Here is a 12,737-nt window from a genome sequence, read left to right as displayed (position 1 = left end):
AATAAATTTACTATAAAATATGAAAATTGGAGGAAGCTATGTTATATAACAAAGAGCAAGAACTTTTAAGAAAAGCAGTAAGAGATTTTGTTAGTAAAGAATTAGATACTTTACCAGCAGAAATGGATAAAACAGGTGTAATGCCTAAGGAATTAATCAAAAAATTAGCTGAAACAAAATTTATAAGCAGTAATATCCCAGAAGAATATGGTGGTGGGGGAGCAGGATATGTTTCTTACGCTATCATAATGGAAGAAATAGCTAGAAGATGTGCTTCAACAGCTACTTTCGTTACAGCTGGTTCTTCTCTTGCTACATTACCAATACTTTACAATGGTACTGAAGAGCAAAAACAAAAATACTTAAGAGGTTTAGCAACAGGTGAGTTAATAGGAGCATTTGGTTTAACTGAGCCAGGAGCTGGTTCTGATGCTGGTGGACAACAAACTACAGCAGAATTAGTAGGAGACCACTACATATTAAATGGTAGAAAAACTTTTATAACTAATGGACCATTCTGCGATATAGCTATAGTAATAGCAGTTACAGATAGATCTAAAGGTCTTAGAGGAACATCAGCATTTATAGTAGAAAGCAAATGGGATGGTTTCTCAACAGGAGCTCATGAAGATAAGATGGGTATAAGAGGAACTGAAACTTCTGACTTAATATTTGAAAATGTTAAAGTTCCAAAAGAAAACCTTATAGGAAAAGAAGGTAATGGATTTAAAATAGCAATGGGTACTTTAGAAGTAGGTAGAATAGGTGTTGCTGCCTTAGCTCTAGGAATTGCTCAAGGTGCTTTAGATGAAGCTGTTAAATATACAAAACAAAGAGTTCAATTTGGTAAGCCTATAGCTAAATTCCAAAATACTCAATTTACTATAGCTGATATGGAAACAAAAGTTTGTGCAGCTAGAGGATTAGTTTATGATGCAGCACAAAAGAGAGATGCAGGAATGAGAGTTGCTCAAGAATCTGCAATGGCTAAATACTATGCAGCAGAAGTTGCAAATGAAGTTGCTTATAAAGCATTACAACTTCACGGTGGATATGGATTCATAAAAGATTATGAAATCGAAAGAATGTACAGAGATGCTAGAATCGTATCAATATACGAAGGAACATCAGAAGTTCAAAAAATGGTAATTTCATCAAACGTATTAAAATAATAAATAATCTAATGAAATTGGAGGTATAGACTTTGAAAATATTAGTTTGCGTAAAACAAGTTCCAGATACTAACGAAGTAAGAATAAATAAAGAAACAGGTACTCTTATAAGAGATGGAGTTCCAAGTATATTAAACCCAGATGATGCAAATGCATTAGAAGAAGCATTAAAAATTAAAGATGAGCATGATGATGTAACTATAACAGTTATAACAATGGGACCTCCTCAAGCAGATTTTATGCTAAGAGAGTGTTTAGCTATGGGGGCTGATGATGCAATATTATTAAGTGATAGAGCATTTGGAGGAGCTGATACTTGGGCTACATCAAATACTATCGCAGCAGGAATATCTAAAATAGGCGACTATGATATAATATTTGCAGGAAGACAAGCAATAGATGGAGATACTGCACAAGTTGGACCACAAATTGCAGAAAAATTAAACATTCCTCAAGTTACATATGTACAAGACTTCAAAATAGAAGGAAAAGACATAATAGTTCAAAGACAATTAGAAGATGGATATGAATTAATTAAAGTAAGTACACCTGTACTTTTAACAGCAGTAAAAGAATTAAATGCACCTAGATATATGTCTGTTGATAAAATAGTTAAAGCATATAAACATGATGTAAAAGTTTGGACAATTGATGATTTAGACGTAAATAAAGAAGAAGTTGGCTTAAAAGCATCACCAACTAAAGTATTTAGATCATTTACTCCTGAGCCAAGAGGAAAAGGAGAAATCTTAGAAGGTAAAGCTGACGAAATAGCTAACAAAATAATAATAGGTCTAAAACAAAAGCACATTATATAAGTTGGAGGAGTACAAACTATGAATGATATAAAAGATTTAAGTTCTTATAAAAACGTATGGATATTTGCAGAGCAAAGAGATGGAAAAATAACTCCAGTAGTTATCGAATTATTAGGAGAAGGAAGAAAATTAGCTAAAGAAGTAGATGCAGAACTTTGTGCAGTATTATTAGGAAAAGATGTTGATGGATTAGCTAAAGAATTAATTTCTTATGGAGCTGATAAAGTTTATGTTGCAGACGATGCTCTTTTAGAAAAATATACAACTGATGCATATACAAAAGTAATAAAAGATGCAATAGATGAAATAAAACCAGAAATAATGCTTTTCGGAGCAACTCATATAGGTAGAGACTTAGCACCTAGAATAGCTTCAAGAGTAGGAACTGGATTAACAGCAGACTGTACTAAACTAGAAATAGACCCAGAAGATAAGAAAATAAAACAAACTCGTCCAGCATTTGGTGGAAACATAATGGCTACAATCATTTGTCCAAACCATAGACCTCAAATGTCTACAGTTAGACCTGGAGTTATGGATAAAGCTGAAAAAGACGAAACAAGAACTGGTGAAGTTATAGCATTAGATTACAAAATAACTCAAGATGATATAAGAACTACTGTTTTAGAAACAGTTAAGAGTAAAAAAGATTTAGTATCTCTTACAGATGCAAATGTTATAGTATCAGGTGGTCTAGGATTAGGTGGACCTGAAGGATTTGAAATGCTTAAACAATTAGCTGACAAATTAGGTGGAGTAGTTGGTTCTTCTCGTGCAGCTGTAGATGCTGGATGGATAGACCATTCTCACCAAGTAGGTCAAACAGGAACTACTGTTAAACCAAACCTATACATAGCTTGTGGTATATCAGGAGCAATACAACATTTAGCAGGTATGCAATCATCAGATTTCATAATTGCTATAAACAAAAACCCAGCAGCTCCAATATTAGAAATTGCTGATTATGGAGTAGTTGGTGACTTACATGAAATAGTTCCAATGCTTATAGATAAATTAGATAGCGTTGATGATTTATTAGAAGCTATAAAAGCTTAATAGGTAACAAGTACCTAAATATTACTGATGAAATAAGCCTTATTAGTTAGTAACATAAATATTATTACATAATATGGTTATTACTAAATTGTATTTGTCAGTTATTAAAAAGTCTGTTTGAATAAAATTTTATAATACAAGATATCTAGATAATCCTTATATGTATATTACTTACAAAATGTGAGTCATATTCTATAAGGATTATCTTTATTTTCAAAAATAAGCACTAATTTTAATTAAATTGTGTTAAACAGACAAATAATTACCGAATATGTGATAAAATACAATTAAAAGCAAAATGAAATTTTTAACAAACTATGACCATTAAAATTATCTGTAAGTTGTATTTTAATGAAGCAAGATATTAAAAAAAGACAAATAAGGAGTTGGTTGTATGTGCTAATAGTATTTATTGTAAGCAAACAATAAATTTTGTATGTAGTTCAATAAATTACTTAATGAAAGGTGCGAATATTGATGGATAATAATTTGATAGGGCTTATAGAACATGTAGAAAATCCAGTTATTTTATGCAAAGAGTCAGGCGAAATAATATACTGTAATCATCTAATAGATAATATTTTTAGCTTTCTCGATATAAAAAGACCTAAAAATATAAATGAATTAGATTCAAATTTTGACAAAAAAGATATACTGGTGAATAATAAAAAGAAAATAGCTTTTAGAGAATTAAGAATGACTGCACATATTTATAATATGAAAGATAATGATAATGAAAATAACATAGTTTATTTATTTGAGAAGTCTGTAATATCTGACAAAATAGTTGAGGATATAATAGAACATATAGATGAAGTTGTCGTTGTATTTAACAAAGATGGGGTAATTGAAAAGATGAATACTGTCAGTGATGAGATTTTACCTTTTAAAAGAACTGAAGTACTTGGTAGAAATATAACAGATCTTGTCAGACAGGGGTTAGTTGAAGAACCAATAATATTAAATATGCTTAAGGTAAAGAAAAAGATTTATAGAAATATTGTTTATCCTGATGGAAAGCTTATCGCTTATACAGCCGTTCCAATATGGGACTCAAAAGGAAAACTTACAGGAGGAGTACTTACAGGTAGAGATATATCAAGGGTTATTAAACTTGAATCTCAGATAAGATATAGTGATGTATCAGAAGATACAGAGTATATAAGTCAAAGTAAGACTATGGACAATATAAAAAAAGTTGTCAAAAGAGCTGCAGCATCAGATTCTTCTATATTTATAAATGGAGAATCAGGCGTAGGAAAAGAAATTATAGCTAGGACAATATATAAGTATAGTTCAAGAAGGGAAAAGCCTTTTATAGCTATAAACTGTGGGGCTATACCAAATGAATTATTAGAATCAGAGTTTTTTGGATATGAAGAAGGTTCTTTTACTGGAGCTAAGAAAAAGGGTAAAAAAGGACTTTTTGAAGAAGCAAATGGTGGAACTATATTCTTGGATGAAATAGGTGAATTGCCAATGCAAATGCAAAAAAAATTACTTAGAGTTATACAAGAAAACACAATTACTAGAATTGGTGGGAGTAAACCTATAAAGATAGATGTTAGATATATAAGTGCCACTAATATTTCTCATGAGGACCTTAGAAACAACCTTAAATTTAGACAAGATTTATACTATAGATTGAGTGTTATTCCAGTAAAGATACCACCACTTAGAGAGAGAAAAGAAGATATAGTTCCATTAGTGGACTACTTCCTAAAACTTTATAATGATAAGTACAATAGAGAAGTAGAAGTTTCACCTAAGGTTATTGAATTATTGGAAGAATACTCTTGGCCAGGAAATATAAGAGAGTTAAAAAATATTATTGAAAGATTTGTAGTATTATCAGCCAAAAACGTAATTGGAGAAGATGAATTTAATATGCTTATAAATCTGGATATGATTGATAACGAATCAAATGATTTATCACCAATAGTGGTAAATGGAATTATGAATCTGAATGATGCATATAAAATGGTAGACCAAATAATGATAAGTAAGGCTATAAATAAATATGGTTCAATAACAAAGGCAGCCGAAGTGATAGGCATATATCCTTCTACAATACATAGAAAGATAAAAAGCGGATATATTCGTGTTTAGTAGATAATTATATGCTATATTAATTAATTTTATAAAAAAATATATTTTTAAATACATAACCTATATACAACTTAAAAGAGATGGCTTAGAAATAAATTTAATTACTCTAAGTCATCTCTTTTCTTTTATAAATATTTAAAAGTTATATTAGTTTATAGAGTTAGCAGAACCTAAAACATCATCTATTTTACTTTCAACTACAGCTTGTATAGCATCTCTACCAGCACCAATGTATTTTCTTGGGTCAAATTCTTTTGGATTTTCAGCTAAGAATTTTCTAACAGCAGCAGTCATAGCTAGTCTTAAGTCAGTATCCATGTTTATTTTACAAACAGCCATAGAAGATGCTTTTCTTAACATGTCTACAGGTACACCTTTAGCTCCAGCTATATTTCCACCAAATTCATTACATGTAGCAACAGCGTTTTGGTCAACAGCAGATGCACCATGAAGAACTATTGGGAAACCTGGTAATTTGCTTTGGATTTCTTCTAGTATATCGAATCTTAATTTAGCTTCTCCTTTGAATTTGAAAGCACCATGAGAAGTTCCTATAGCTATTGCTAATGAATCAACTCCTGTTCTTTCAACAAATTCAACTGCTTCAGCAGGTTGAGTATATTTATGAACATCAGAAGTAACATCATCTTCTGTTCCAGCTAAAACACCAAGTTCTGCTTCAACAACAACACCTTTAGAGTGTGCATATTCAACAGCTTCTTTAGTTATTTTAACATTTTCTTCAAAGTCAAAATGAGATCCATCTATCATAACTGAAGAGAAACCAGCATCAATACAAGTTTTAATAGCATCCATATTTGGACCATGATCTAAGTGAAGAGCTACATCTACACCTATTTCATCAGAAGCAGCTTTAACCATCTCAACTAAAGTATGAGGTCCAGCATATTTAACAGCTGACATAGAAGCTTGTATCATAACATAAGAATTTTTAGCTTTAGCAGCTTTTAAAACACCTTGTAATTGTTCTAAGTCACTTATGTTAAATGCACCTATAGCAAATCCACCTTCGTAAGCTTTTTTAAACATTTCTTTTGTATTAATTAATGCCATTTTAAACTCCTCCTATTAACTTTTAAAATTTACCCATCACTTATATTATAACGTTAAATCAAAAAAAGTACATAGTAAATTGTAATAACTATAAATTACAAGTATAATGTTAAATAGAAGATAATAGGATTAGGCAGAATAATAAAGAATAGAAACAATTTAGGAAGAATTAAAATAAAGAAGGGTTAAATAAAGGAGTCAATATGCCACAGATAAAGATAAGAGGAATTCATGAAAATGATATATGTAAAATAAGTGAAAAAATGATAGATGCTTTAGTTGAAGCTGTAAAATGTCCAAGAGATTACTTTGAGATAGAATGTATAAAATCAGTTGCAATAAGAGATGGTAAAATAGCAGAAGTGTATCCTTTTGTTGAGATAGCATGGTTTGATAGAGGACAAGAAGTACAAGATACAGTAGCAAGAATAATAACTGATAGTATAAGAAATAATTTAGATGTTGAAAGTATGGATTTAGCATTTACATTATTTGAAAAAGAAAAATATTATGAGAATGGAGAACATTTTTAATGGCTAAGAAGCAACGTATAGATAAAATTCTTTCAAACTTAGGTTATGGAAGTAGAAGTGAGATAAAGAAATATTGTAAGCAAGGTTCTGTAGTAGTAAATGGAAGTGAAGTTTCAAACCCAGGGACTCAAGTGGATACTGAAAACGATGAAATATTATTCAATGGAGAAGAAGTTTTCTATAGAGAATATATATATTTAATGATGAATAAACCAGATGGATATATATCAGCAACTACAGATAAATACGACCCAACAGTTTTAGATTTGATTGATGTATCATACTTAGCATTTGAGCCATTTCCTGTTGGAAGATTAGACAAAGACACAGAGGGATTGTTAGTTTTAACTAATGATGGGAAGCTTTCTCACAGAGTTTTATCGCCTAAGAAGCATGTGCCTAAGACTTATTATGCAAAAATTGATGGGATAGTGACTGAAAAAGATGTAGAAGCTTTTGCAGAAGGAGTAGTACTTGATGATGGGTACAAAACTATGGCATCTCAGTTAAAAATATTAAAGAGTGATGAGGAATCAGAGATAGAACTTACAATACATGAAGGTAAATTTCACCAAGTTAAAAGAATGTTTGAAAGCGTAGATAAAAAAGTAGTATACTTAAAAAGATTGTCTATGGGTAATTTAAAGTTGGATGAAAGTTTAGAGTTAGGCGAATATAGAGAGTTAACAGATGAAGAAGTAAAATTGATTGAAGAAAGATAATAAAGATACTATAGTAAATTGGAGGAGAATTTGTGAAGAAAAAGGATATTATAGAATTTGAAGTAGATAAAATGGAGTTTGGAGGCACATCCTTAAGCCAAGTTGGAGATAGAGTTATCCATATGAAGGGCGGAATAAGTGGTCAAAAGGTAAAAGCTGCTGTTAAAAAAGTTAGAAGCAAAAAAGCAGAAGTTAAGATGATGGAGTTACTTGAATATTCACCTCTTGAAACCGAAACACCTTGTAAGCACTTTAGAGAATGTGGAGGATGTACATTACTATCAGTGCCATATGAAAAGCAATTAGAAATAAAAGAAAAACAAGTTATGGATTTATTTTTAAAGCAAGACTTATTTGGGTTTCAGTTTTTGGGAATAGAAGGAAGTCCTGAAAACAAGTACTATAGAAATAAAATGGAATATACTTTTGGAGATGAAGTAAAAAATGGACCTTTAACATTAGGACTTCATAAAAAAGGAAAGCATATAGATATACAAACTGTTGAAGAATGTATGTTAGTTGATGAAGACTTCTCAAAAGTATTAGTATCTAGTGTAGAATTTTTCAATGAAAAAAATCTTCCTTATTATAGAACAATGAATCACAAGGGATATTTAAGACATCTTGTAGTTAGAAAAGGGATTTATACTAATGAGATTATGGTTAATATAGTTACTTCTTCTCAGGAAGATTTTAATATGAATGAATTTAAGGACATGCTTTTAGAACTTAATTTAAAAGCTGAGTTGGTAGGTGTACTTCACACTATTAATGATGGTCTAGCAGATGCTGTTCAATGTGATGAGTTAAGAGTTTTATATGGAAGAGATTATATACAAGAGGAAATTTTAGGGCTTAAATTTAAGATTTCTCCATTTTCATTTTTCCAAACCAATACTAAAGGAGCAGAGGTTCTTTATAGTATTGCCAGAGATTTTATTGGAAATTACAATGATAAGGTTGTATTTGATTTATATAGTGGGACTGGCTCTATTGGACAGGTTATGGCTGGTGCAGCTAAGAAGGTGTATGGTATTGAAATAGTTGAAGAAGCTGTTGCTGCGGCTAATGAGAATGCCAAGTTAAATGGACTTACTAATTGTGAGTTTATTGCTGGAGATGTTGCTAAGGTTGTTAAAGATTTAAAGGATAAGCCTGATTTAATTATTGTTGACCCTCCTAGACCAGGGATTCATAAGGATGCTATTAGGGATATTTGTGGATTTGGTGCGGAGGAGATTGTTTATATTTCTTGTAATCCTAAGTCTTTGGTTGTTGATTTGGTTGATTTTAAGAGTTATGGTTATGAGATTAAATTGGTCAAGTGTATGGATATGTTCCCAAATACTCCACATTGCGAAACTGTAGTTAAACTTATTAGAGAATAACAGGGTTATAGCTGTTTATATGATGTTATAAAGGTGGATTTGCCACCGATTTGCCACCGTAATTCTATTTCGGTGGCAAATTTATTCTACAATACCTTCAAAAATATCTACAGTTTGATTTCTCATCTTGTTAGTAACATGAGAATATGTATCCATAGTAGTAGCTATTTTAGCATGTCCTAATCTATGTTGTATATCTTTTATATTAGCCCCGTTTTCCAATAACATAGTAGCATGTGTATGTCTTAAACTATGAAAATTAAAATCTATGCCAAGTTCGTAATTCACGACTCTGCTCAAATATTTTAAACTGTTTGTTGTTACATGCTCACCCATTACTTCGCCACCACGCATTCCAGTATTAAATGCTATTTGTAAAGGAATGTAGAAACTAGAGCCTTGTGGGAATCTTTCTAAGATTTTATTAAAATCTTTTAAACTTATAATTTTTAAATCATTTTTTTATTTTCTTGCATTTTAGGCATATGTACGTATTGCATAGGATTTTCTTTTATAAATTTAAATGGATATACGGCTGATTTTAGAGCTCCACTTAAAGCACCATAAAAATTATTGATAGAATTTTTGCTAAGACCAAATTTTGACTTATCATTTAAAAATTTCTGCAATATAGCAGGATTAAGATTTTTTAGTTTGTATTTTCCTAAATCCTGTTTTAAATGATTTTTTATAATTTTTCCATAGTTTTTTTGTGTACCATATTTACAATTTAATAAAACATATTCTTTGTACCAAAAAACTAAGAAGTCAGAGAAGCTCATTTCATTATCTGAAAATAATTGACTTTCATTTTCAAACTCGCTTAGAGCATCTCTTAACGCTTTTTCGGCTTCTTTTTTAGTTTTGCCACCAACTCTTTCTATCTTTTTTCTTTTACCATTAATAGTCCCTAAGTCAAAGTAATAATACCATTTTTCACCACGTTTTCTTATTCCACCTTTCATAATTTTTTCTCCTCTCAAAATTAAATACTCTAACTATATTAGATCAATTAAATATATTCTAAAAAATATATATTTGAATTGTTCATTGTATTTTAACTAGCATAAATTTTTCTTATTTCTTTTCTCCATTTCTTTTTTACCATAAATATCACATAAGTAAGTAGTATATAGAGTCTATAAATCTAGCAACTAAAGAACTAGTAATAAAGATATGCCAGTCAATTTAAGCAATGAAGAACCAGTGATATTAAAAAAGGACTTAATTAAACCTAAGTCTTTTTTTTATATAAAAAATAAAGAGGCTTACATGAATGAAGAACTTTTCAACGCAGATTTAAAAAGACATGAAACAAGAATAAATAAACATGGTGAAGAAATAGACGAATTAAAGATAGCGAATATAGAATCTAAAGCAGAGTTAAAAGCATTGTGTGAGAACTTAAACTCACTTACAAGTATGTTAAAGTGGTTGATTGGGACAATGATTACAACACTTGTAGGGTTCTTTATATTTGCAATACAGAAAGGAATATCTTTAGGAGGAAAATAAATAATGAAAATATGTATTACAGTAGGACACAGTATTTTAAAAAGTGGCGCATGTACTTCTGCTGATGGAGTAGTTAACGAGTATCAATATAATAAATCTCTTGCACCAGTATTAGCAGATACATTCAGAAAAGAAGGACATAAGGTGGATGTAATAATCTGCCCCGAAAAGCAGTTTAAAACTAAAACAGAAGAAAAGTCGTATAAAATGGGGGATATGACTTACTCATAGAGTTACATCTAAATGCAAGTGATGGTCAAGGAAAAGGTTCAGAGGTGCTATATTATAGTAATAAAGGTCTAGAGTATGCAACTAGAATATGTAAGAAACTAGGCACAGTATTCAAAAATAGAGGTGCTAAATTAGACAAAGGATTATATATTTTAAATAGCTCCAAGCCTACAGCCATATTAATTGAAAGTTTCTTCTGTGACAATAAAGAGGATTATGAGAAGGCTAAGAAACTTGGGGATGAAGGAATGGCCAAATTAATTGTAGAAGGCGTATTGAATAAAACTATAAATAATGTAGAGGTGGGCAAAATGTATAAACACACAATAGTGTACAGTGGTGATGATAAGGTATCAGCAGACATCTTAGGACTATATTACAAGAGGTCAAAGGAAAGTATTTAGTAGTAGACATAAAAGACTATAAGCCGCATCAAACACAAAATTTGCATGTAATTGGTGGAGTAACTTGCAATAAGATGAAAGAAATGAGTAAGACCACAGGAGAAAAGTTTACTCAGATATATGACAATGATGTGTGGTCTACAATGGATAAGGCTAGAGAGTTTGTAAAAGAAATATTGTAAGTTTTAAATATTTATTTAAACATGTGTGAGGATAAAAAGAATGTATATCAAAGTTCTTTTTATCTGCTTTTATTATAAATGTATTTATTAAAATTATAAGAATATGTTTTTGGCTATTTATACGCTTTTAATGACCAGTTATGCAAAAAAATATTGAATATTTATAATATTTTCTATATTTTTAAAAATAAAATTAAGAGGTGATTTTATGAATTTAGATTTTCATTATTATGGGACATATCTTGCAGCCAAGATAGCAGGTTATGATGATAATGAGTCAAAGACAATCGCTTATGCTGCACAATATGTAGATGAATCGAGTAAAAGTATGATTCTTGATGATGTAAACTTTACATTTCCTACAATACAGACTAATTCAGAATTTGAAAAATATTATGCAGATTTTACTTCATGGGGTTATAAATGGAATATTGACAGTTTGAATGAAATAAAGAGAGTGTGGATACCATTTCATTTTTTACCTGGGAATTTAAATGAACAATACAACTATAATGGTGTTAAGGAAAGCAAAGGTCTTACAACAAACTGGAAGTTTAAAGATGGAGATGAACAGAAATTTAGATTGATGTGTTTGCTAAATAGTGAAACTGTGTCAGCTATTATAAATGACCTAATCTATTTTCATAATACTGAAGAATATAAGTTACAATTTATTGGTATGAGAATGCATGTACTTGCTGATACATGGGCACATATGTATTTTATTGGTAAGCCAGAATGGTATATTAATGATGTTAAAGAATTTATTGCTGAAGAGAGCAAATACATAGAAGAAACTAAATGGACTAAAGCAGAAGAGTATCGTAATAATGGTTGGCATTCTATTAATTTCACAGGAACTCCTGATGTTGGTGGATATGAAGGAATTGCATATCTTGGGCATGGAAGAATGGGTCATATACCAGATTATGGATATCTTAATTACAGATATATTCCAAATTGGAGTTGTACTGATGATAAAGTGAAGATACAAAAAATAATCAAGATAATTTCTTTAAAGCATTTTGTCAAATGGTATATGCACTAAAGTGTATTAAGAATGGTACTGATTTTAGTCTAAATCAATATGAGAGTTTAACAGAAAATCAGAAAACAGAAGTTACAAAAGTAATAATAACTAGAAAAGATGACCAGTCAGATGCATGGGAAAAAGCAATAAAAGCTTTAGGATATAGTTATTTAGATAAATTTGATAAGAATAAATGGAAAAATGAATTTATAAAATCTTCTAATAAAGAAAAGACAGATTATTATTATTTTAATTTGCTTGCAAAAAAACATGTAGACTATGTAATTGACTTTTTAGAGGAAAAAGAAATACCGTTAGAAGAAATGTGTAGTAAATATTGTGAATTTAAAACTTTTGATGATACCCAATTTGCTAAAAATAAAAATAGAGTAACAAAAATTATACTTAGAGGAGCTTATATAGCTGATTCTATACAATTTGTATATGATGGAAAATATAAGACGCCAGTACACGGAGAAGCATTAGGATGAAATGAAACATCT

The 12,737-nt window shown here is 30.2% G+C and carries 13 protein-coding genes and 1 pseudogene; 11 read left to right on the top strand and 3 right to left on the bottom strand.

Annotation, left to right across the window (positions count from 1 at the left end):
* The first annotated feature begins 38 nt into the window (after nt 1-38).
* The 4 genes from acdB (at nt 39) to IC174_RS15895 (ending at nt 5,155) form a co-directional block, all read left to right on the top strand.
* Nucleotides 39-1,172: a putative isocaproyl-CoA dehydrogenase AcdB gene (acdB, locus tag IC174_RS15910; protein WP_227435447.1), complete on the top strand. Its 1,134-nt coding sequence runs from the start codon at nt 39-41 to the stop codon at nt 1,170-1,172.
* Between the two features lie 32 nt (nt 1,173-1,204).
* Nucleotides 1,205-1,990: an electron transfer flavoprotein subunit beta gene (etfB, locus tag IC174_RS15905; RefSeq protein WP_227435445.1), complete on the top strand. Its 786-nt coding sequence runs from the start codon at nt 1,205-1,207 to the stop codon at nt 1,988-1,990.
* 18 nt (nt 1,991-2,008) lie between these two features.
* Nucleotides 2,009-3,046 (top strand): electron transfer flavoprotein subunit alpha/FixB family protein, encoded by a 1,038-nt coding sequence (locus tag IC174_RS15900; RefSeq protein WP_227435443.1) that lies wholly within the window; start codon nt 2,009-2,011, stop codon nt 3,044-3,046.
* 477 nt (nt 3,047-3,523) lie between these two features.
* Entirely contained in the window at nt 3,524-5,155 is a 1,632-nt protein-coding gene (locus IC174_RS15895; RefSeq protein WP_227435441.1) for a sigma-54 interaction domain-containing protein, read from the top strand.
* A 147-nt stretch (nt 5,156-5,302) separates the two neighbouring features.
* On the opposite strand, the gene fba is transcribed toward IC174_RS15895, so the two are convergent.
* Nucleotides 5,303-6,229, bottom strand: a complete 927-nt coding sequence (fba, locus tag IC174_RS15890) for a class II fructose-1,6-bisphosphate aldolase (RefSeq protein WP_227483382.1) — start codon at nt 6,227-6,229, stop codon at nt 5,303-5,305.
* Between the two features lie 203 nt (nt 6,230-6,432).
* On the opposite strand from fba, the gene IC174_RS15885 reads away from it, so the two are divergent.
* The 3 genes from IC174_RS15885 to rlmD are packed head-to-tail and all read left to right on the top strand — an operon-like array spanning nt 6,433 to nt 8,872.
* Nucleotides 6,433-6,762 (top strand): DUF1904 domain-containing protein, encoded by a 330-nt coding sequence (locus IC174_RS15885; protein ID WP_227435437.1) that lies wholly within the window; start codon nt 6,433-6,435, stop codon nt 6,760-6,762.
* A complete protein-coding gene (locus tag IC174_RS15880) occupies nt 6,762-7,484 on the top strand; it encodes a pseudouridine synthase (protein ID WP_227435435.1) in 723 nt (240 codons plus the stop codon). The genes IC174_RS15885 and IC174_RS15880 overlap by 1 nt, the downstream gene beginning before the upstream one ends.
* Nucleotides 7,485-7,516: 32 nt before the next feature.
* Nucleotides 7,517-8,872 carry a 23S rRNA (uracil(1939)-C(5))-methyltransferase RlmD gene (gene rlmD, locus IC174_RS15875; RefSeq protein WP_227483381.1) on the top strand — a complete coding sequence of 452 codons (1,356 nt, stop codon included), beginning with the start codon at nt 7,517-7,519 and terminating at the stop codon, nt 8,870-8,872.
* A gap of 81 nt (nt 8,873-8,953) precedes the next feature.
* Here rlmD and IC174_RS21450 read toward each other — a convergent pair whose 3' ends face one another.
* Together IC174_RS21450 and IC174_RS21445 are read right to left on the bottom strand one after the other, a co-directional pair.
* A complete protein-coding gene (locus IC174_RS21450; RefSeq protein WP_413927199.1) occupies nt 8,954-9,208 on the bottom strand; it encodes a tyrosine-type recombinase/integrase in 255 nt (84 codons plus the stop codon).
* A 113-nt stretch (nt 9,209-9,321) separates the two neighbouring features.
* Complete coding sequence (locus tag IC174_RS21445) at nt 9,322-9,837, bottom strand: Arm DNA-binding domain-containing protein (protein WP_413927198.1); 516 nt, start codon at nt 9,835-9,837, stop codon at nt 9,322-9,324.
* Nucleotides 9,838-10,144: 307 nt separating this feature from the next.
* Here IC174_RS21445 and IC174_RS15865 point away from each other — a divergent pair, with 307 nt between their 5' ends.
* The 4 genes and pseudogenes from IC174_RS15865 (at nt 10,145) to IC174_RS15845 (ending at nt 12,725) form a co-directional block, all read left to right on the top strand.
* Nucleotides 10,145-10,387 (top strand): hemolysin XhlA family protein, encoded by a 243-nt coding sequence (locus IC174_RS15865; protein WP_227435432.1) that lies wholly within the window; start codon nt 10,145-10,147, stop codon nt 10,385-10,387.
* Between the two features lie 3 nt (nt 10,388-10,390).
* Nucleotides 10,391-11,204, top strand: a pseudogene (locus IC174_RS21440) (N-acetylmuramoyl-L-alanine amidase).
* A 208-nt stretch (nt 11,205-11,412) separates the two neighbouring features.
* On the top strand, nt 11,413-12,252 hold the full coding sequence (locus IC174_RS15850) for a DUF6765 family protein (RefSeq protein ID WP_227483379.1): 840 nt from the start codon (nt 11,413-11,415) through the stop codon (nt 12,250-12,252).
* Entirely contained in the window at nt 12,237-12,725 is a 489-nt protein-coding gene (locus tag IC174_RS15845; RefSeq protein WP_227483378.1) for a hypothetical protein, read from the top strand. Before IC174_RS15850 ends, IC174_RS15845 begins: the two co-directional genes overlap by 16 nt.
* The last annotated feature ends 12 nt before the right edge of the window (nt 12,726-12,737 follow it).

It is taken from the genome of Clostridioides sp. ES-S-0001-03 (assembly GCF_020676075.1).
GTDB lineage: Bacteria > Bacillota > Clostridia > Peptostreptococcales > Peptostreptococcaceae > Clostridioides.
Note: the sequence above shows the minus strand (reverse complement) of the source record. Positions and strands in the feature narration are given on the sequence as shown.

Coding starts and splice junctions, on each gene's coding strand:
- acdB (WP_227435447.1), top strand. CDS start 39: ATGTTATATAACAAAGAGCAAGAACTTTTAAGAAAAGCAGTAAGAGAT.
- IC174_RS15900 (WP_227435443.1), top strand. CDS start 2,009: ATGAATGATATAAAAGATTTAAGTTCTTATAAAAACGTATGGATATTT.
- IC174_RS15895 (WP_227435441.1), top strand. CDS start 3,524: ATGGATAATAATTTGATAGGGCTTATAGAACATGTAGAAAATCCAGTT.
- fba (WP_227483382.1), bottom strand. CDS start 6,229: ATGGCATTAATTAATACAAAAGAAATGTTTAAAAAAGCTTACGAAGGT.
- IC174_RS15885 (WP_227435437.1), top strand. CDS start 6,433: ATGCCACAGATAAAGATAAGAGGAATTCATGAAAATGATATATGTAAA.
- IC174_RS15880 (WP_227435435.1), top strand. CDS start 6,762: ATGGCTAAGAAGCAACGTATAGATAAAATTCTTTCAAACTTAGGTTAT.
- IC174_RS21450 (WP_413927199.1), bottom strand. CDS start 9,208: ATGGGTGAGCATGTAACAACAAACAGTTTAAAATATTTGAGCAGAGTC.
- IC174_RS21445 (WP_413927198.1), bottom strand. CDS start 9,837: ATGAAAGGTGGAATAAGAAAACGTGGTGAAAAATGGTATTATTACTTT.
- IC174_RS15865 (WP_227435432.1), top strand. CDS start 10,145: ATGAATGAAGAACTTTTCAACGCAGATTTAAAAAGACATGAAACAAGA.
- IC174_RS15850 (WP_227483379.1), top strand. CDS start 11,413: ATGAATTTAGATTTTCATTATTATGGGACATATCTTGCAGCCAAGATA.
- IC174_RS15845 (WP_227483378.1), top strand. CDS start 12,237: ATGGTATATGCACTAAAGTGTATTAAGAATGGTACTGATTTTAGTCTA.